Here is a 19,329-nt window from a genome sequence, read left to right as displayed (position 1 = left end):
TATTTTGGCTACGGATTCAACAACACAAACACCAATGATCTTGGTAGACGGTTCGTCTTACCTTTACCGAGCATTCCACGCGATTCCACCTATGCATACCAGCGACGGCCACCCGACCAACGCCACGCGCGGTGTGATCAGCATGATCCGCAGCCTAATCAAAACTTATCCAGATTCCCCCATGGTTATCATCTTCGATGCCAAGGGCAAAACCTTCCGTGACGATATCTACAGCGAATACAAAGCGCACCGTCCACCGATGCCGGACGACTTACGTCCGCAAATCGAACCGATTCACCGCATGGTGGAAGCCATGGGCTTGCCGCTGGTGATCATCGATGGCGTAGAAGCCGACGACGTCATCGGCACCATCGCCAAACAAGTGGGCGAAGCGGGTCGCGACGTGGTGGTTTCTACTGGCGATAAAGACATGGCGCAGCTGGTTACCGAGAAAGTCACCCTTGTAAACACCATGAACAACACGGTCATGGACATCCAAGGCGTGAAAGACAAGTTCGGCATTCCACCAGAACTGATCATCGATTACCTCGCACTGATGGGCGACAAAGTCGATAACATCCCAGGTGTGCCAGGTGTAGGCGAAAAAACCGCTCTTGCCTTGCTGCAAGGGTTGGGCAGCATCAAAGACATCTACACGCGCTTAGACGAGATCGCCGCATTGGGCTTTCGTGGTTCCAAAACCATGAAGCAAAAAATGGAAGACAACAAAGAGATGGCCGAGCTGTCTTACACCCTAGCGACCATCAAATGCGACGTGGAACTGCCTTTCGAACCACAAGAATTGAAAAACGGCGAAGCCGACAAAGAAAAACTGCGTGAATGGTTCACCAAGCTAGAATTCAAAACCTGGTTGTCTGACCTAGACAAAGCGCCAAGCGTAGAAACCGCCAGCGATACCGTTGGTAATGACGGCCAAGTGGAAACACCGGTTAAATCCAACATCGAAGCCAACTACGAAACCGTCTTAGACAAAGCAAGCTTCAACAAATGGTTGGAAAAAATCCAAGCCGCTGAACTGGTTGCCTTCGATACCGAAACCACCTCGCTGAACTACATGGCCGCCGAACTGGTTGGCTTGTCCTTCTCGGTAGAAGTGGGCGAAGCGGCTTACGTTCCAGTGGCGCACGATTACGAAGGCGCACCAGAACAACTGGACCGCGATTGGGTGCTGGAACAGCTAAAACCTTGGTTAGAAGACGACAGCAAAGCCAAAGTCGGCCAACACCTAAAATACGACGCCAACGTGCTCAACAACTACGACATCACCTTGCGCGGCATCGCTTACGACACCATGTTGGAATCTTACGTTTACAACTCCGTGAGTTCACGTCACGACATGGACACCTTGGCGAGCAAGTTCCTTGGTCACACCAATGTGAGCTTTGAAGACATCGCCGGCAAAGGCGCTAAGCAAAAAACCTTTAACCAAATCGACTTAGAGGCCGCCGCGTTTTATGCCGCGGAAGACGCCGACATCACCTTGCGTTTGCATCAAGCGATTTGGCCGAAAATCGAAACCACACCAGAACTCGTCAGCATTTTCAAAGACATCGAATGCCCACTGATTCCGGTATTGGCGAAAATGGAACAAACCGGCGCCTTGATCGACCCAGAACTTCTGCATATTCAAAGCAGCGAAATCGCAGGCAAACTGCAAGAACTGGAAATCAAAGCCCACGAAGAAGCGGGCGAAAGCTTCAACCTAAGCTCGCCAAAACAGCTACAAGTCATCTTGTTCGAAAAACAAGGCTTGCCGGTTATCAAGAAAACGCCAAAAGGCCAGCCATCCACTGCCGAGCCTATCTTGCAAGAACTGGCGCAAGACTACGAACTGCCACGCTTGATAATGGAACATCGCAGCCTGTCTAAGTTGAAATCCACTTACACTGACAAACTGCCAGAAATGATCCAGAAAACCGGCCGTATTCATACCTCTTACCACCAAGCCATTACCGCCACAGGTCGCTTGTCGTCGACTGATCCAAACTTGCAGAACATCCCGATTCGTTCTGCCGAAGGTCGTCGTATTCGCCAAGCTTTTATCGCGCCTAAAGGCTACAAGTTAGTGGCGGCCGACTACTCACAAGTCGAATTACGCATCATGGCTCACCTGTCCCAAGATCCAGGCTTATTAGACGCGTTCACAAAAGACACCGACGTGCACAAAGCCACCGCAGCGGAAGTCTTCGAAGTGAGCTTAGAAGAAGTGACCACAGAACAGCGCCGCCGCGCCAAAGCCATCAACTTCGGTTTGATCTACGGCATGTCTGCCTTTGGTCTAGCGAAACAGCTTGGCATTGGTCGCCCAGAAGCAGGCAAATACATCAAACGCTACTTCGAGCGTTACCCAGGCGTACAGCAATACATGGAAAATACCCGCGAAGGCGCAAAAGAAAAAGGCTATGTAGAAACCATCTACGGCCGTCGTTTGTACTTGCCAGACATCAAAGCGAAAAACGCCATGATGCGCCAAGCCGCCGAACGCACCGCGATCAACGCGCCGATGCAAGGCTCCGCCGCCGACATCATCAAACGGGCCATGATCAAAATGCACGACTGGCTAGCAGACACCGACCTAGACGTGAAAATGATCATGCAAGTACACGATGAACTCATCTTCGAAGTCGCAGAAAAAGACCTAGACGCCGCCAAAGAAAAAATCGTCGATATAATGCAAAACAGCAGCAAAATCGACGTGCCATTACTTGTGGAAGCGGGAGTTGGAGACAACTGGGACGAGGCGCATTAAGGCTCTAAAATAACAAATGAATACGAGCAAGGCTCAAGGAAGAGCCTACTTTAAACTTAAGGGATTAAATGGAAACCACCATTCTACATGGCGACCTTTCAGTCGAATGGATGTCGCACAAACGAAGTAAAAACGCCTTTGTTACGACAACGAACGGTTCACTTTCATTTGGCACCTTTCCTAAAAACAACGCTCACTGGCCAGAACTAGAAATTCGATTGAAAGTCGGCTTTGCAGGTTTTGGAAGAACAAGATCGGGAGCATTTGGTGTTAGACATATCTATGAAAAACATAGCCAAGAAATTGGCATTACCTGCCCAAGCCAAGTATCGGGCTATATAGAATCTATCATCACTGACGGAGCAACCGTCATTGTTGACACGGTGAAAGACGAAAACGCCGCGCTGGTTATTGAGTCCAAGACGGGGCTGGTCATTTTAAGATTATCCAAAGACAAAACCTATTACGACATTATCAGTGCCTACGATAGAAAATCCCACCCAGGGACAGTTATCGCAATGATATAAAACAGGCATAAAAAAAGAGCATGACAAATGCTCTTTTTTAAAATGAAAAATGATAGTTCGTGGCAGCCCTTTAGCTCTTTGGGGTCAGGGTGACTAAACAATGTTTAGTCTAACCATCAACAATGATGTCACTGGCGAATCATTGGTAGCGTGAGAACATATGGACAATCCAGTAATGAGTCATATGTTAAGCCCTTCTACATGATCAATTTTAGTACTGACACCAACGTATTGCAACCGACAACAAACAGTCAATGATAAAGAACCTTCAGGCAGAATGTAAAATAACCAAGATAGTCTGATCTAAAGCTTTTTTACCCGCAGCCCCTAGCGGCTTCTGACTTTCTTTGAGCACAAAAAAACTCCTAAGCAAATCAGCTACATCAAGTAGCCTCATTGAAAGGAGCCGTGTTACTACAAAGTATATAACTGACCGTTATGAAATTCTACCTTCCTAACGGTTGCTTCAAGTTCGGCAGAGCCCTCTAAGTGACACTCAAAAGCAGTAAAGCGTAACAATTTTCTTAGCTAAACGGCCAAACTGAACAAAAATCTTAGCTACTGAACGATTTTCTTAGGAAGTAACCCGCTCTGATCCGAACCACAAGAAGACGTTTTAGATGTGCTACAAAAAAGCGGGTTGGCTCTAATGTTGGAAGCGACAAAAGGAAGTGATGCTTATAGTGAAGGCTGTGGTGATTTATTCTCGTAATGAGAAATACATTACTTTAGAATAAAAAAAACCACGCAGATGCATGGCTTTTTTTATATTTCGTTTGTCTTTGGTGGGCTGCAAAAGCAGGGATATCCAAAGCACTCGTGAATAATGCTATGCAAAATTGACAGGCTCGTCAAGACGACTTAAGGATCAAGGATGTCACATACAGCCCATAGAGCAAACACCAGCCTAGACCTAAAAATGATCATGCAAGTACACGATGAACTAATCTTCGAAGTCGCTGAAAAAGACCTAGAAAAAGCCCAAACGAAAATCGTCGACATCATGCAGAATAGTAATCAGATTGACGTACCTTTATTGGTAGAAGCGGGCATTGGATACAACTGAGATGAGACGCATTAAGCTTCGAGTCTAATTATCCCCTTGACACTACCACCATATAATAGGACTCAATGATGAGCAAAAAATATTCTGGCAAACAAGTGATTAAAGCTGGAGAAGCTTTAATCAAAGACACCATTTTTGAAGATCATGACCTTTTCGAACAATCTTACGAGACATTATCATATTGGCGTTTTAGTCACGAAACATCCCTAGAATCATGCCTTAAAAAAGTTACATTTATTTCTAAAAAAATCGACAAAAATGCTATTTTTGCAAAGAGACTAAAGCGATTTATATCCATTGTTTTAAAACTAAGACGTTTCCCAGAAATGAAACTTAGAAATATGCAAGATATAGGTGGATGTAGAATAATTGTATCTAACCAAAAAAAACTTGAGAAAATAGTTAGAGAACTAAAAAAACTCCCAGAATTCAAAGATATTTCAGGAAAAGTAAAGTATAAAAACTATATTCAAACTCCAAAACCTGACGGTTATCGTAGTTATCATCTAATTGGAAAATTTGGAAAAAACGAAGAAAAGCGAAATATCGAGGTGCAACTTCGTACAAAGATTCAACATGATTGGGCTACGACATTAGAGATTGTAGATCTGTTTACGGGCCAAGCATTGAAATCAAATAGAGGAACAGAAAACTGGGGAGAATTCTTCAAAAATACAAGTATCCAGTTCGCAATCATGGAATCAATCCCTCTTTTCGATAAAATTAGTCTAAAAGATAAATTCAATGCATACGCCAGAAAAATATATTCACTGGATAGTCAGTTTCTCGAATCGTGTGAAGAAGTACAAAAATATGAGCTTACTTTACATGTAACCAAAAAATTAAGAGCATTTGCAAACTCACTAAAGATTGTAGACTCAAAAATAGTCAATGATAAAATCGATGGATACATTTTAATAGAAGTAAACACAGAAAAAACAACAGTAGCTACAACCACATTTAAAAAAAGTGAAAACGAGCTTGCAGAGAAATCTTATTCTGATGCAGAAAAAAAAGCATCTGACCGAATAGAAACAGTAGTTGCATTAGTTTCTACTGATAGTGTCGGAGGTATTAAACAAGCTTACCCAAACTACTTCGCAGACTCGACAGAATTTCTTGAATACTTAGAAATAATTAAATCTGTTAAAACAGAAACTAGAAAAGAAATTGGGCTACAACTAAGAGAAAAAATGGCACTTTTTATGAAAGTTTAAATAAGTCATCAGCTTAAATAACTAAAGAGTTCTTACCCCTTTAAGATACTCATTGGTCTCTCTTCAAGGAGGAAAAGATGCCAAGAAAACCCCGTTTCTTTTTACCGAATATTCCGGTACATATCGCTCAGTAGCAATTTGAATCAGATGAAAATCAATCCGTCTGACTCCCCCTTCCGCCCTCGCTTCATAGGCGAGACTCGCCTGCCCGTTAGCGTTTCAATCTCTTTTTTAAACCTGTCATTCCCCAGTGCCATGTCGGACTGTAGGAATTCGGGTGCATATAAAAAACTATCCGTGAGTACGCTGTAAGTAGATCACGTACAGTCCACTGGCAATGACAATGCATGCTCCTACAATGGTCCATCTGTCTGGCAGTTCGCTAAATACTAAGAAGCCGATAATGGTGGCAAACACCAGTAAACTGTAGTTGAACGGTTGTAATACCGAGGCTGGTGCATACTCTAGCGCTTTCACTAACAAAAGCTGTGCGGCGACACTCATAATCGAGATCACGGCCAATAAAACCCATTCCTGCATGCTTGGTGCACGCCATGCCGTCACACCAAAGAGGGTTGCACACACAAAGCCGATCAACGCCATATACAGTGAAAACCATCACCCGCTGAACTCACCTGACGAATCACCACGTGGTAGCAGGCAAAACACAGGGCGGCGGTTAATGGTATCAATGACTCATAGCAATTGAGCAATTGGGGTCAGATGAAAATTTAATCCATCTGACTTGGTTTCCTACCGCGTTTTCTTGGCGTCACTCGTCTACCCGTTAACTTCTCAAGCAATTGAGGTCAGATGAAAATTTAATCCATCTGACTTGGTTTCCTACCGCGCGTTCTTGGCGTCACTCGCCTACCCGTTAACTTCTCAATCTCTTCTTTGAATCTGTCATTCCCCAGTGCCATATCTGAATGCGTAGCGGATCGAATCCGTCCGAGTTCTTCTTCTGGAATGTGGCATTTGAATAAAGCTTGATAACGCTTCGCTCGCGTTTCCTGCTGAAAGCTAAGCTTGAGATAAAGTTCATGCGGTTGCCAAAGCTCACTTTGTAGATCCAGTGACTCCTGAGCATGAAAGCGATAGCTCGACCATTTATAGTCAGCTGGATGAGCGACCATATTTGCTCTAACGGGATTCAGTTCGATGTATCGCTGGCAGATAAAAAAGTATTCCTCAGCACTGATGACACAAGATTTAAATCTCCCTTCCCACAATGTGCCGGTTCTTTGATAGGTGTAGTTGAAGTAACGGACATAGCGGCGTCCCAGTGCTTGCATCATCTTCGAGATACCGCCCTCGGTCATTGGCGTTGCAAGTAAATGTACGTGATTGGTCATCAAGACCCATGCATGCACTTTAACGTCAAACTCTTGAGCGTATTCCGTTAGCCAATGTACATAAGCGATGAAGTCATCTTCACTGGCAAAACACACTTGGCGGTTGTTGCCACGTTGGATAATATGTTGCGGGATACCAATTGGACAAAGTCGTGGAAGCCTCGCCATATTTCACTCCTTTGAAATAAGCTTTACTGAAAAAACGCTGATACGAACATCCTGTTCATAAATATCAGGCTAATCGATATCTTAGGGTAAACACTTATTGAGTCAAGCTGGCGACCAGTGTTCTATTTTCATCTGACCCTAATTTCCCAATTTCCACTTTTTAGGCATATAGGCTAATTTTTTATCCATAAAGAGAGAATGGTCTACACTCTATTTATACAAGCATTTTGAATGTTGTTTGGGCGTTTATGAATGGAGTTAAAAAATGATGTTGTTACCTACTGAAGCCATCGGAAGCCTCCCTCGATCACCAGAATTAATGAAGGCGCAGCGGCAATTTGATGAAGGCAAGATAGATTCAGCGGCAATGGAAGCATGCTATGAGGAGGCGATTGAGCAGACCATTCGCGCGTTCGCAGCGACAGGTTCGCCGGTTTTAAGTGATGGAGAGCAGCGAAAGACTCACAACTTCGTCACATATTCTGTAGAAGGCGCTAAGAATCTCGCCCCAGATGGTCTCGAAATCCCCTTTCAAGACGGACATGTGCGGCGCTTACCACGCCTTACAGCAGGCCCATTCCGCTTTTTGCTTAACGCGTACAAAACGTTTAACGTTGCTAAGAGCTTCACCGAGCTTCCAGTCAAGCAATCTATTATCTCCATCTCCGCCCTAAGCTTATTGTACCCAACGGAAAGTTTGCCGGATTACAGCCGAGAAGACTTTTTAAATGACTTAGTCGATGAACAAGAAAGAGAAATTCGTGGTTGTTTTGAGGCTGGCGCTTATAAAGTGCAAATCGATTTTACCGAAGGACGTTTGGCCGTCAAGCTCGATCCAAGTGGTGGTTTATTAAATGCTTTTATAGAGCTCAATAATCGAGTGCTAGTGCGCTTTAGTGAAGAGGAACGGGCTCTAATTGGCATTCATACTTGCCCCGGTGCGGATCACGATTCGACCCACAGTGCGGATGTGGATTACGCTGAGCTGCTGCCGAGTCTATTTGAGCTGAAAGCGGGCAACTTTTACATTGCCATGGCGGGGGAAGACAATCCAGAGCGGGCCTTAAAGATAGTGGCACGTTATTTAAAACCAAATCAACGAGCTTTTATCGGTGTGATCGATGTCATTGACCCTAACATTGAAACACCTGAAGAAGTCTGCCAACGAGTGTTACTCGCTGCTCGCTATATACCTTTAGGGCAACTGGGGACTACGGACGACTGTGGCTTTTCCCCGTTTTGTGATGATGTATCAACCACTCGCGAAACAGCGTTTGCTAAGATTCGTGCACGCGTGTTGGGAACCGCTATGGCTGCGGAACAATTAACAAACAAGCAAGGAATGCTGCATGAATGAGTTGCGACCCTTCAGTCGTAGTTTTGCCGTGTTTGATGATCAGCAGTGTTTGTTAGACTGGACGCCGGGCTTCGCCGAAGAGTTTGCTGATGCTGCGCCAATTTTGACAAAAGGCATCAGAGCCAAAGAAATTTACGATGCCTGTTTACTGCCAGAGAGAGCGCTAGACTTGTCATGGGCAGGCCGTGACGAAAACATAAAACCTTTAGAGTATATCAATAATCGGCAAACTGTTTTGGTGGAGCAAGAAGTCAGTGCTTCCGGCAACATTGTTCGTCTGGCGCAAAGCACGAGCATTGCGTCTCAAGTGCACCCTTCCATGCATGATAGTAATGATGAGTTACTTCGTTCCGCTGCGCTTCAAGTCTCTATTTCTGTCCTTAAACAACGTGAGGAAGAAAACTCACGGTTAAGCGCGCAGGCTCAAGCGGCTGCACGCACATCTAAAGTGAAATCTGAATTCTTAGCGAATATGAGCCATGAGATACGTACGCCAATGAACGGTATATTAGGCATGGCAACACAATTATCGCATACACCTTTGACCGACTCACAACAGGAAATGCTCGATATTATTACTTCGTCTGGGCAGAGCTTATTAGTAATAATTAATGACATTCTCAACTTGAGTAAAATCGAAGCCGATAAAATTGAGCTAGAAAGTCGCCCTGTCCTGTTGAGTAAGTTGTTAAAAGATCTTGAGCTGCTATTTAAAGGGCTAGCTGTGTCTAAAGGCGTTAACTTATCGACTAAGAATCAGCTTGAAATGGAAGATATTGTCTTCACCGGTGATGAGACAAGAATCAAGCAAGTACTTATTAATCTGCTCGGTAACGCGATCAAGTTCACCGATCAAGGCGAAGTTATCTTGGCTGCGGAGGTCTCTAAGGGACCAAAAGAAAGTATAAGTGTGATGTTCAGTGTGACTGATACAGGAATGGGCATCGAGCAAGAATATGTCGAAAAGCTGTTTGACGCATTTTCACAAGCAGACACTTCTATTACGAGAAAATTTGGTGGAACAGGGCTGGGGCTGACCATCGCCAGCAAGTTACTCACACTAATGGGATCTGAACTCAAAGTAGAGAGTGAAGTCGCAAAAGGGTCGACGTTCTTTTTTGCCATTGAGACGAGTGCATGCGAAGCCGAAAAGCAGATTATCCCCATACAAGAAAGCGACAATGCGTCAGGACAGGTTGATTGTTCGCAATTATCGGTACTGATCGCCGAGGATAATAAAACCAATCAAATTGTGCTTAACGGATTTCTTAAGCGGTTGGGCGTTGTCACAATCACCATCGCTCAAGATGGTGAAGAAGCCATTACTTTATGCAAAGCTGGGCACTTTGACCTCATCTTTATGGATATGCAAATGCCCGTTAAAGATGGGCTTCAAGCCACCGTTGAGATCAAACAGATGGCAGCCTATCGTGAGGTTCCCATCATCGCGCTCACTGCAAACGTATTGGAAGAAGACAAAAAACGCTGCTTAGACGTAGGCATGTGTGATTTTATTAGTAAGCCGATCAATTTAGCACTACTAGAAAGTGCCCTTAACACATGGTCTCAAAAAACAATTAGGGCAGATAAAAATTGAGTACTCTGATCTGGCTTCCGCACTCGTTCCATAGATGAGAAACGCCTACTCATCAGCTTTTCCATTTATTCTTTAAACCTACCATTCCTCAATGCAAGACTGGTCTGAATGAGCATACGTATTCGACCTAGTTCTTCATCAATTCAACATGCCCTAATTTACAAAGATCATTGGCCCAAGGGACGAATCTTTTCACCCAACACATCGCACACATACAGCATTTGCACGACAACGATCATGGATACCAGCATGGGGGTCGATAACGCTAAGCCCTGTAAGCCGAACACCGCGCCCATCAACATTTGACCACTGAGCATGACGGCAGGAGGAAGCGATACGGCTTGTTTCTGTACGTAAGGGGTTAAAATGTTACTTTCCAAAAGCTGCACAATGAAATACACCAACACGACATAGAGCGCTTGGCTTGGGCTGTCTATCAAGCCCACCAAAATAGCAGGAATAGCTGCGGCTATTGGGCCAATAAAAGGAACGAACGACAATAGACCTGCCAATAATGCCAGCGCCATGATCAATGGCATATCAAGCAGCCAAAGACCAACCGCCGTTAATAAACCGACAGCCGCCATGGATGTTGCACGTCCAATTAACCACCATTTTAGTGCGTGGTAAACGGAAGACATGACTTCGTTCAAACGGTCCCGCTTTTCTCGCGGAAAGAGGAACAAAAAACCTTGGATATAAGGTTTTGGATGGAGAGCCAAATAAAAGCCAATAAACAGCATGACAAACAGATCAGCAAAGGCACCAAAAATGGTGGAAAACGCCCCAGTTACTTGCCCCATTAACTTTCCTGGCGACAAAGGCGCTTGCTGCCATTGCTCTTGAGCCCACTTCAGTAAGGCTTCACCCCATGTTTGCTGTTTTAGATAGCTCTCCAACTGATTTAAGCCGCCACTCAACTGCTCACTTAGTTGAACCATTTGATCGGCAACGGCAGGACCTGCCAAATACCCCGCGAGCAATAATAATCCGGTAAACACGATAGCAACCAGTAATACTAAACTCCACCGAGGAAGCGGTATAAAGGCTTGCAAAGGGCTAGCAAGCCCCACCAAAAACACAGCAAATAACGCACCGCCAAAAAGTAATACCAGCACATACGCTAGGTGCCAAAATAATAAAAAAACACTGACCGCGATCGCGATGATGCCTATGGTGGCCAATAATCGGCGCATGTAATGATTATATTCAGATCCCATCAATCACCTCCTTCGTTTTGTATAGACATCTCTTCATAGAGAAATATCTTATAGACCCTAACACATCACGATTGCCTGTTCGCTTTTCAATCCCTTCTTTAAATCTATCACTCCCCAATGCCAGACTAGGTTGGCCTGCATACTCAACCTAGTCCGACTTACCTATTAACCCAATTTACCACTCACCTAAAACGACCTATCTTGGTGCGAATTTGACGTGTTTTGTTCGTCTAATTCATCATGAAGTCGGTAGAATCGAGTTTTACGGTATGAGATGGAGCAAGGCGGTAGATGGATTTAAATATCAAGCTTGTTTTTAGTGGCATTGCTATTGCGTTGGCGTTTGCAGGTTTTATCCCATACATTGCGCTGATTTTGCGCGGCAAGGTGAAGCCTCATGTGTTTTCGTGGGTGATTTGGGGCATCACCACGACCATTGTATTCTTTGCTCAGCTAGAAGCCGAAGGCGGCATGGGCGCATGGCCCATTGGGCTATCAGGCTTTATTACGATTTTCATTGCTTTCTTAGCGTACATAAAGCGCGGTGATGCCACTATCACTAAATTAGACTGGGGATGTTTGGCTCTTGCCTTGGCATCCTTGCCTCTGTGGTACGTAACCAATGATCCCTTGTGGGCTGTGTTGATTCTGACCACGATCGATATGATAGGTTTTGGTCCCACCTTTCGAAAAGTCTATCACCGCCCTTTTGAAGACAGTCGTATTTTCTTCATTATTATGATCTTACGTAATGCGTGTTCTGTGGTTGCACTAGAAGCCTACTCTGTGACGACAGTGCTGTTTCCGTTCTGCTTGGCGGTAGGTTTTTTGATTATATTGGTTATCCTGCAATTCCGTCGCAGTGTTCTTTCTCAGCAAGTGGTTTAGTGGGATTGGTCATTTTGACTGATCCCAACCTACGACTCTTTGCGTAACTAAGGCATGACTCATAAAAAAACGCATTTACCCGAAAAAATTTGCCCCGTCTGCCAGCGTCCATTTGCCTGGCGTAAAAAATGGGAAAGGGATTGGCCGCAGGTAAAATACTGCTCTGAACGCTGCAAACGCCAAGTAAAAAAAGAGGTGGAATAGTCCACCTTTTTTATTTAGATCTACTCACAATTCACTTAACGAAATGACTCTAAGAGGTTGTCTCCTGAAGCTGTGTTGATAGGGCTTTTGCTTCAAGCGTTCGTTCATTAAGATGCTGCAGTCGCTCATTCACTTCTACAGCCAATTTACCAATATTGATTTGCTTGACGGAGTTTTCATTAACGAGTTGGTTGATTTCATTCACTTCAGTACATATTTCAATCAAAGACACGCCTGCTTTCTTGGTAAATTCAACGGTATTTTGCACCGACTGAACACTGCCATCGATGTTATTAACTGCCTCCGCTACGCCTTTTTGGAGGCTTTCAATCATAGCCTGAATGTCTTGGGTGGACTGCTGGGTTTTGCTCGCTAGGTTGCGAACTTCGTCCGCGACGACGGCGAAACCTCGCCCTTGTTCACCCGCACGAGCCGCTTCAATAGCCGCATTAAGTGCCAACAGGTTCGTTTGGTCGGCAATACTACGAATCACATCTAAAACAGAAGATATTTGCGCCGAGTTATTTGAGAGCAGATTAATCACGTCCGAAGTCGAGGTGACTTGGTTAATAAGTTCTTGAAGAACACCCTCAGCCAATTGCAAGTTTTGTTGACCTTGATTGGCATCATCCACCAAGGCTCCTACCTTTTGAGTGATGATTTTGGTATTGGCCGCGACACCTTGAATGAGTGGTGCACTGTGCTGACGACGTTCGAGAATATCTGACAGATCTTGCTCCTGTTTATTGGCAATCTGACTCAGCTCATCAATTTGACTATGAAGCGCCGGAACGGTGTTTAATTCAGCCGTCTGCAGTTTTTCATGTTTATGCTGTGTTAATTGGTGAATGGCATGATCTATCCATAGTGGAAAATCATCCAAATTGTTAGGTAATGCCAACGGAGTATGATCAGAGGAATGCTTAGCCAATGCATCACTAACAGATTGGAGCATTTGATGTTGTTGTCCTGTACATTTTCGATAAATGAATAGGGTAAATATTGCCGCTACGGTGAGTAACCAGATCAGTATTAAGCTAATACCTGTTGGCATAATATCTGTCAAAGCAAGCTGTATTGTAAAAGCAATGGCAATGACTATTTCGGCAATCAGTAACCCAATAAAGCGCACATTCTGTCTAGCATTCATGATGAGTTCCTATTTTTATTTTTGTGATTAATGCTTTTAAAGGATTTAATCAGATCACAAAACAGATGAGCTTAATAATTGTTTATTCGCTAACCAATTTCAATTTTGAGATAGCCACTTGGGACATACAAGCCTTGTCACACTCGCTATTTAGTTTTACTGATTGGCCCTTTTTCTATTGTCTTTGCTGACACTTTTAGCAAAAAGCGCAAACAACAGGCTGCTTGCTGACAATCTATGCTGAGTTAATCAACTTTCCTACTGGCAATTTTGTTCTAAAGTAACACTATCGATAAGCGCTTTTTAGGAGCTAATTATGTCTACTTACACAAATGGTGTTTCGCTGAATGCAAAGCGTTATAACGACAAGCTGTTACTCAATGTGAAAACCTCAGGTCACCCAAGTGACATGGATTTTGAAAACATCACGCCTAAGCTAGAGGCGGCGCTGTACACTATCCATTCCCCTTATGCGGGTTTGTTGGTGGATATTAGTGAGTTTGAAGGCTGGAGCATGAAAAGCGCTTGGTCCGAGTTTTTACTAAGTCAGCGACTGGGCGGTGAATTCAATCGCATTGCCATCTACGGAAAAAGCCGTTGGCAAAATAGATTCATTCGTGTGATTAGCTGGTTTATCTCTGCAGACATTAAGGTGTTCAAGCGTAAGAAAGAAGCGACAGACTGGGTTATGTCTTCATAAGCCAGTCTTGATCCTATGACCCCATTTATCCCTCTAACCCCAAAGCTGACGTAATTCGTTTAGCTCTTGTGTAAACCAGTCTGATAACTGTACGTTCTCCGGCCACCAAGTAAAGACGGTTAGCCAAGCCTCTGCACTTGGGCTTAACCAATAACCCACAACGCAGCAGAGCACCAACACCAGCGACGCCAAAGGCTCCCCCCAATCGGTGAGCTTCATCGCGGTGCCAAACGAGCGTTTGATGCGCATGCCAGACAGTTCAATACTGTATAGCTCATCAAGTATGAGATGGATGGTCGCACCCAAGAAAATAAAACCACCAATACCCCAAGCAGTTTTCGCTTCAAGAGCGAACAAGTGATAAGTAATAGGAACGGCAAGCATGGCAAACATCATATTAGCCAGCAGACTGTGCAGCGTACCTCTGTGTATGGTGAATTGCTCAAACGCCCAACGAATCGGAAAACGCACAACTAAATAACTGATAATCGCTAAGGCGAGTACCTGCCAATGGATCAGTTTATCCATTCCAAACGCAATCGCCAGACCACCAGCCAAGGCGCCAAAGAGCCGAAATATCAGACGAATAGCGGCAGAATCATCGGCATCGATATCAGGCAGTAATCCACCAAGGGTGCCAGCCAAGGCGTAAAAAATGGCCTCATTCATATTGGCAAAGCCCATAATAAAGGCGCTGGCTGCCAACGGTGCGCTGAGTATGGCAGCCACAGTAACGTGCGTTTTAAAGTCGGCCATTTGGCAATGTCCTATTGCTATGATGTAAGGTGAAATCCGATGTTGCGGACGGTAAAATTTTGGTGGGCAAATGCTACAGGAATCGAGGTATAGAGTCTGCGTAGCAAAAACTAAAGATTCATTAAAGATTTACCACTGTTATTGTTTATACTCTTGGTTGTCGCGGGCTAGAAAGCCTCGTTCGAATAATTAAGAGAGCATAAATGGCAAAGCGTAAACAGGGTATTTTCAAAAAAGCTTGGACGATTCTTTGGCGTGCTTTGCTATTGCTGATTCTTGTTTTACTGGTGTTTCGCTTTATACCGCCACCAACCACAGCGTTTATGTTGCAAAGTCCTTATCCGGTCACTCAAGATTGGATCAGCATTGATAAGCTACCGCCCTATATGCCACTCGCCGTGGTTGCTTCTGAAGACCAACGCTTTCCCAATCACTTCGGCGTTGATTTTACCGCGATAAGTAAGGCGCTTGACCAATACGATGATGGACAAGGTCTTCGTGGTGCGAGCACGATTACCCAGCAAACCGCGAAGAATCTTTTCCTTTGGTCTGGTCGAAGTTTTATTCGCAAAGGATTAGAAGCGGGCTTTGCCGTGAGCCTTGAAACACTTTGGGGTAAAAAACGCATTCTCGAGGTGTATTTGAACATAGCGGAGTTTGGGCAAGGCATTTATGGTGTCGAAGCCGCGAGCCAGCATTATTTTGGCCGCTCAGCCAACAAACTCACCATGAACCAAGCCGCTAAATTGGCAATAATGCTCCCTAGCCCACGCACTCGAAATCCTAATAATTTAACCTATTACCTTCGTCAAAGAGTGGCCTGGGTTGAACAGCAAATGCAGCAACTTGGCCCGGACTATTTGAAGCCCATTCTTGAATAATCTTTAACGCTCGTATTTCACCATTCTAATACGAGCATTCCACTCGTTTTCTCCTTCCCCTTGCGCCATAAAGTGCGCTTTTTTGCTTTTAAGTCGATGGAATACGTCCATGTGTAGGAGAAACGCATTATTTTGGCGTTTTCAGAACACTTTTGTGTCGTTGAACAAGCTTACACTCCTGCACTAGAACGAATGTTATACAGATTTTCTTATGTCGTTTTGTGTTTAAACAAAGAAGCAATGCTCTGTTAGGGTGCCAGCCATGGATGTAAGCAGTATCTATGGGGGATAAAAAAGACAGTGAGCCCCTTGTCCGGTTTTAGAATAGCCACAACGCCAGAGCATACGTATTTAACTATCTTGCAGGTAATGAACAATGACTTCAATTGAGCAACTTAAGTCCGCTCGCGCCAGTGCGCTTTCTCTGACTAAAAATGGCGCTCCTCAGGCGACTAGCAACCAGTTCTTCGGTGTGGGTCCTATTACGGATATGACTCAGAATGAAGTCGATGCGCGTCAACTACGTTTCGAATTCGATGCATGGATAGAAGCAAACTACCCAAAATTGGATGATAAAGGCAATCGTATTGGTAGTTTCACTACCGCAGAAATCGGTCGTGGTATGCACCGTGGCTACCCTGCTGATAAAGTCTTAAATGACATGATGCGTGAAATTCACCGCTACTTTGGCTTCCCTAAAGCGAACAGCATGGCGGTTGGTCTAGGCGGTGGTCACAGTGGTTTCACGGCAGCAGCGCTTCATTTGATGACAGCAAACGATCCGTCTCAGATCGTCTTCGTTGATACACCTAAGCCAGAATCAGTTGAAGGTAAAGCCGGTGGTTTCTTCCGCCAATCTTGGGGAACTCAGCTAACTGAGCTACAACGCTACGCGACGAACGGTGACGAAAGCCGTATTCTTTTCGCTGAAGGCGAAGGTAGCATCCCAAGCGCAGACTTCCTGATAGAAAAAGGTGTGAAATTATTCTTTGGTGTGGGCCATGAAACAACTGGCGCAACCACTTACACAGAACAAGAGATTGCTAACCTACTTGCTTGGGTTGATGCTAATCCAGAAGAACATCATGCGGTCATTGATGCGACGTCTCTACTTGGTGCGATGCCTTGGTCGCAAGAACTAGTAGACGGTGTGCTTACGAAATGTAACCTATTTATGCCGTTCCAAAAGGCAATCGGTGGTATTTCTGGTTACTTTATCGTTTCTCTAACTAAGCCAGCGCTTGCTCGCATCAATGCGAACCAAAAAGATCCATCTTGGGCGATTCCACGTCAGCTTAAAATCGCTGTGCCACGTGACGCTAAAGAGCCTCTATCAAGCGAGAAAACAACGGACCTTGGTCCAATCTACGACGCCGAAAAAGACCAAATGCTGGGCGGCATTATCAACACGTTCAGCACGCTAGCCTTTGCCGAAACGACTTTTGCGATTCTACGCAACGAAAAAATGATCGGTGATGTGTATGCTCTAAACGCTCGCTCTACTGCGAACCGTGTACAAGTAAACGACTGGATCAACAGCAACGATTTGTTTGAACTAGGCGTCGCCAATACGGACTCACGTGGTGCGGCGGTAACCCTTCTAAAAGTGACTGACGGTGACATCACAGACGCAGACGTTCACGCTCGTATCATCGCGAAATCTAAGCAAATGCTTGGCTACGAAGGCATAACTCATACTGACGGTGCGCATGAGAAAGGTCTAGACGTTGCTCGTTACGTAAACGCATTCCCAGGTACGCCAGGCGACTACCGTGCATGGATCGGCGGTATCCGTCCTTCACAAGACATCACGGCGCTACTAGAAAACATCCAGTACTGCTACCTACGTGCGAAAAACGCGGTTCTTGAAGAATTGCTAGCGGAACAAGGCGAGTCATTCGAAAGCGCTGTATCAGCGTCAGCTGAAGGCGATGTACGTGTAGACGATGCAAACCGTGCTTACAAAGTACTGATTGCTGATCTTGTTGGTATGGTATTCGATGCTGACGGCAACGCTGATTGCAGTGAAGTTGCCGCTTACATCGAGTCTCAAGGCGGTGAATTCCACTTCGGTTCTGTTTCTGCAGCAGGCGACCTTGCGAAAGGTAAAGTGCATTTCTTCTACCAGCCAAGCCTAAGCCGTGAAGACGAGCTACTAGCGGAAACTGGCGAAGGTCAATACGATGCCGTGATCGCGGCGGCGACATTCTTCCCAGCGGAATCTAAGTTCGAGCTAGGTGGCGTACGTATCGGTGCGGGTACTGGTAACATGGGTTCTGCTAGCTGGGGCGGCGGTAACGGTGAAGGTGGTGTTGCACCACTGATGAACACACCAAGCTTCAACTCTCGTGCAACCGCACAAGCCGCGATGAAAGCGCTGCTTAAAGTACTTCCTGATCTGCAAGTGTCTGCCATGCACGATCGCGTTGTGGCTGGTGATTTTGATACAGGCAAGAACCTTGCAGAGTTCCCAACGACTAAGCTTGAAGGTAAGAAACTTGCGGTTGTTGGTTACGGCAACATCGGTCGTGAAGTCGCGAAACTAGGCGCTGCATTTGGTATGAAGGTTTCAGTCTACGCACGCCCTGCTCACCAGAAGTGGATCGAGTCTGAAGGTTTCACTTACGCTTCTAGCATTGTTGAAGCAGCACAAGATGCTGACGTACTTAGCCCACACACTGGCTTAGGTGCATTCAACGCGGATACTGGCAAGTTCAGCAACTCTGATATCATCAATGCAGACGTTTTCTCTGCAATGAAACAAGGTGCCGTGCTAGTAAACTACGACCGTGGTGAAGTGGTTGACATCGAAGCCCTAGACGCAGCACTAGCAAGCGGCCAAATCCGTTACGCAGCAATCGATGCGGATTTGTTTAAAGACCCAGCTACTGGCGAATTGTCTGGTCCTATGGTGCCGTACCGTAACATTTACGAAAAACACGTCGGCAAAATGGAGCTTCTACCGCACGCAGCGGCAGACACTGAGCACGTGTCTCGTGTTGAAGGTGCGAAGCAAGCGGTTGATCAACTACTGTCTGTTATTCAATACGGTAAAGTTGTGAACCTAAAAGGCGATCTACCAGCTGGCTTCACAGATGGCGGCGCTAAAACAGTAAACGGTGTGGGTAAAGTGAACGCTAGCTCGGTTGCGAACTTATCTGCTGAGCAGATCAAGCAACTAGCAGACAGTGCAACGCAATTGGCAGCGTACTGGGGCGCAATCAACGCAACAGAAGATGCCGACAAGCGTGCTGCATTGGTAGTAGAGTACACGGAAATGATGGTATTGAACTCAAATATCTACGGTACGCTACTTGCTCAGAACGGTCTTCAAGGTCCTTTCGGCAAATAATAAGTAGTATCTAGTTACATAGATAGCTCGATAAGCCGCATCAACGCCGTGACATATGTCCTGTTGATGCGGCTTTTTTTTACGCGAAAAAAGAATATGCTAGTAAGGCAATCACTGCCAT

At 45.2% G+C, this 19,329-nt stretch carries 16 protein-coding genes; 11 read left to right on the top strand and 5 right to left on the bottom strand.

Features of this window, described 5'->3' with window-relative positions; genetic code table 11:
• Window positions 1-34 precede the first annotated feature (34 nt).
• The 4 genes from polA (at window position 35) to AC2A4J_RS01925 (ending at window position 5,580) form a co-directional block, all read left to right on the top strand.
• Window positions 35-2,770 carry a DNA polymerase I gene (polA, locus tag AC2A4J_RS01940; RefSeq protein ID WP_484175083.1) on the top strand — a complete coding sequence of 912 codons (2,736 nt, stop codon included), beginning with the start codon at window positions 35-37 and terminating at the stop codon, window positions 2,768-2,770.
• Between the two features lie 68 nt (window positions 2,771-2,838).
• Window positions 2,839-3,297, top strand: a complete 459-nt coding sequence (locus tag AC2A4J_RS01935) for a hypothetical protein (RefSeq protein WP_168825382.1) — start codon at window positions 2,839-2,841, stop codon at window positions 3,295-3,297.
• 874 nt (window positions 3,298-4,171) lie between these two features.
• Window positions 4,172-4,363 carry a DNA polymerase gene (locus AC2A4J_RS01930; RefSeq protein WP_484174691.1) on the top strand — a complete coding sequence of 64 codons (192 nt, stop codon included), beginning with the start codon at window positions 4,172-4,174 and terminating at the stop codon, window positions 4,361-4,363.
• 68 nt (window positions 4,364-4,431) lie between these two features.
• A complete protein-coding gene (locus AC2A4J_RS01925; RefSeq protein ID WP_484174690.1) occupies window positions 4,432-5,580 on the top strand; it encodes a hypothetical protein in 1,149 nt (382 codons plus the stop codon).
• 291 nt (window positions 5,581-5,871) lie between these two features.
• On the opposite strand, the gene AC2A4J_RS01920 is transcribed toward AC2A4J_RS01925, so the two are convergent.
• Both AC2A4J_RS01920 and AC2A4J_RS01915 read right to left on the bottom strand, forming a co-directional pair.
• Window positions 5,872-6,183, bottom strand: coding sequence for an EamA family transporter (locus AC2A4J_RS01920; RefSeq protein WP_484174689.1), 312 nt, complete (start codon window positions 6,181-6,183; stop codon window positions 5,872-5,874).
• A gap of 218 nt (window positions 6,184-6,401) precedes the next feature.
• A complete protein-coding gene (locus AC2A4J_RS01915; RefSeq protein ID WP_484174688.1) occupies window positions 6,402-7,103 on the bottom strand; it encodes a transposase in 702 nt (233 codons plus the stop codon).
• A gap of 265 nt (window positions 7,104-7,368) precedes the next feature.
• Between AC2A4J_RS01915 and AC2A4J_RS01910 the strand changes: the two genes are divergently transcribed.
• Together AC2A4J_RS01910 and AC2A4J_RS01905 are read left to right on the top strand one after the other, a co-directional pair.
• A complete protein-coding gene (locus tag AC2A4J_RS01910) occupies window positions 7,369-8,460 on the top strand; it encodes a cobalamin-independent methionine synthase II family protein (protein ID WP_484174687.1) in 1,092 nt (363 codons plus the stop codon).
• On the top strand, window positions 8,453-10,057 hold the full coding sequence (locus tag AC2A4J_RS01905) for a response regulator (protein ID WP_484174686.1): 1,605 nt from the start codon (window positions 8,453-8,455) through the stop codon (window positions 10,055-10,057). Before AC2A4J_RS01910 ends, AC2A4J_RS01905 begins: the two co-directional genes overlap by 8 nt.
• A 167-nt stretch (window positions 10,058-10,224) precedes the next feature.
• Here AC2A4J_RS01905 and AC2A4J_RS01900 read toward each other — a convergent pair whose 3' ends face one another.
• Window positions 10,225-11,277 carry an AI-2E family transporter gene (locus AC2A4J_RS01900; RefSeq protein ID WP_484174685.1) on the bottom strand — a complete coding sequence of 351 codons (1,053 nt, stop codon included), beginning with the start codon at window positions 11,275-11,277 and terminating at the stop codon, window positions 10,225-10,227.
• Between the two features lie 291 nt (window positions 11,278-11,568).
• Between AC2A4J_RS01900 and AC2A4J_RS01895 the strand changes: the two genes are divergently transcribed.
• A complete protein-coding gene (locus tag AC2A4J_RS01895; RefSeq protein ID WP_484174684.1) occupies window positions 11,569-12,165 on the top strand; it encodes a hypothetical protein in 597 nt (198 codons plus the stop codon).
• A 54-nt stretch (window positions 12,166-12,219) separates the two neighbouring features.
• Complete coding sequence (locus AC2A4J_RS01890; RefSeq protein ID WP_484174683.1) at window positions 12,220-12,369, top strand: DUF2256 domain-containing protein; 150 nt, start codon at window positions 12,220-12,222, stop codon at window positions 12,367-12,369.
• Between the two features lie 49 nt (window positions 12,370-12,418).
• On the opposite strand, the gene AC2A4J_RS01885 is transcribed toward AC2A4J_RS01890, so the two are convergent.
• Complete coding sequence (locus tag AC2A4J_RS01885) at window positions 12,419-13,519, bottom strand: methyl-accepting chemotaxis protein (RefSeq protein ID WP_281270055.1); 1,101 nt, start codon at window positions 13,517-13,519, stop codon at window positions 12,419-12,421.
• Between the two features lie 316 nt (window positions 13,520-13,835).
• Between AC2A4J_RS01885 and AC2A4J_RS01880 the strand changes: the two genes are divergently transcribed.
• Entirely contained in the window at window positions 13,836-14,219 is a 384-nt protein-coding gene (locus AC2A4J_RS01880) for a SpoIIAA family protein (RefSeq protein ID WP_484174682.1), read from the top strand.
• 33 nt (window positions 14,220-14,252) lie between these two features.
• On the opposite strand, the gene AC2A4J_RS01875 is transcribed toward AC2A4J_RS01880, so the two are convergent.
• Complete coding sequence (locus tag AC2A4J_RS01875) at window positions 14,253-14,975, bottom strand: metal-dependent hydrolase (RefSeq protein ID WP_484174681.1); 723 nt, start codon at window positions 14,973-14,975, stop codon at window positions 14,253-14,255.
• A 203-nt stretch (window positions 14,976-15,178) separates the two neighbouring features.
• Here AC2A4J_RS01875 and mtgA point away from each other — a divergent pair, with 203 nt between their 5' ends.
• Together mtgA and AC2A4J_RS01865 are read left to right on the top strand one after the other, a co-directional pair.
• Window positions 15,179-15,856, top strand: a complete 678-nt coding sequence (gene mtgA, locus AC2A4J_RS01870) for a monofunctional biosynthetic peptidoglycan transglycosylase (protein ID WP_484174680.1) — start codon at window positions 15,179-15,181, stop codon at window positions 15,854-15,856.
• A gap of 376 nt (window positions 15,857-16,232) precedes the next feature.
• Complete coding sequence (locus AC2A4J_RS01865; RefSeq protein WP_484174679.1) at window positions 16,233-19,208, top strand: NAD(P)-dependent oxidoreductase; 2,976 nt, start codon at window positions 16,233-16,235, stop codon at window positions 19,206-19,208.
• The last annotated feature ends 121 nt before the right edge of the window (window positions 19,209-19,329 follow it).

Source organism: Marinomonas sp. ATLA20, from assembly GCF_057180105.1.
Note: the sequence above shows the minus strand (reverse complement) of the source record. Positions and strands in the feature narration are given on the sequence as shown.

Bases quoted from the DNA above. Each gene is read 5' to 3' on its own strand.
- AC2A4J_RS01895 (WP_484174684.1), top strand. From the start codon at position 11,569: ATGGATTTAAATATCAAGCTTGTTTTTAGTGGCATTGCTATTGCGTTG.
- polA (WP_484175083.1), top strand. From the start codon at position 35: ATGATCTTGGTAGACGGTTCGTCTTACCTTTACCGAGCATTCCACGCG.
- AC2A4J_RS01920 (WP_484174689.1), bottom strand. From the start codon at position 6,183: ATGGCGTTGATCGGCTTTGTGTGTGCAACCCTCTTTGGTGTGACGGCA.
- AC2A4J_RS01900 (WP_484174685.1), bottom strand. From the start codon at position 11,277: ATGGGATCTGAATATAATCATTACATGCGCCGATTATTGGCCACCATA.
- AC2A4J_RS01935 (WP_168825382.1), top strand. From the start codon at position 2,839: ATGGAAACCACCATTCTACATGGCGACCTTTCAGTCGAATGGATGTCG.
- AC2A4J_RS01905 (WP_484174686.1), top strand. From the start codon at position 8,453: ATGAATGAGTTGCGACCCTTCAGTCGTAGTTTTGCCGTGTTTGATGAT.
- AC2A4J_RS01910 (WP_484174687.1), top strand. From the start codon at position 7,369: ATGATGTTGTTACCTACTGAAGCCATCGGAAGCCTCCCTCGATCACCA.
- AC2A4J_RS01915 (WP_484174688.1), bottom strand. From the start codon at position 7,103: ATGGCGAGGCTTCCACGACTTTGTCCAATTGGTATCCCGCAACATATT.
- AC2A4J_RS01930 (WP_484174691.1), top strand. From the start codon at position 4,172: ATGTCACATACAGCCCATAGAGCAAACACCAGCCTAGACCTAAAAATG.
- AC2A4J_RS01925 (WP_484174690.1), top strand. From the start codon at position 4,432: ATGAGCAAAAAATATTCTGGCAAACAAGTGATTAAAGCTGGAGAAGCT.
- AC2A4J_RS01880 (WP_484174682.1), top strand. From the start codon at position 13,836: ATGTCTACTTACACAAATGGTGTTTCGCTGAATGCAAAGCGTTATAAC.
- AC2A4J_RS01875 (WP_484174681.1), bottom strand. From the start codon at position 14,975: ATGGCCGACTTTAAAACGCACGTTACTGTGGCTGCCATACTCAGCGCA.
- mtgA (WP_484174680.1), top strand. From the start codon at position 15,179: ATGGCAAAGCGTAAACAGGGTATTTTCAAAAAAGCTTGGACGATTCTT.
- AC2A4J_RS01885 (WP_281270055.1), bottom strand. From the start codon at position 13,519: ATGAATGCTAGACAGAATGTGCGCTTTATTGGGTTACTGATTGCCGAA.
- AC2A4J_RS01890 (WP_484174683.1), top strand. From the start codon at position 12,220: ATGACTCATAAAAAAACGCATTTACCCGAAAAAATTTGCCCCGTCTGC.
- AC2A4J_RS01865 (WP_484174679.1), top strand. From the start codon at position 16,233: ATGACTTCAATTGAGCAACTTAAGTCCGCTCGCGCCAGTGCGCTTTCT.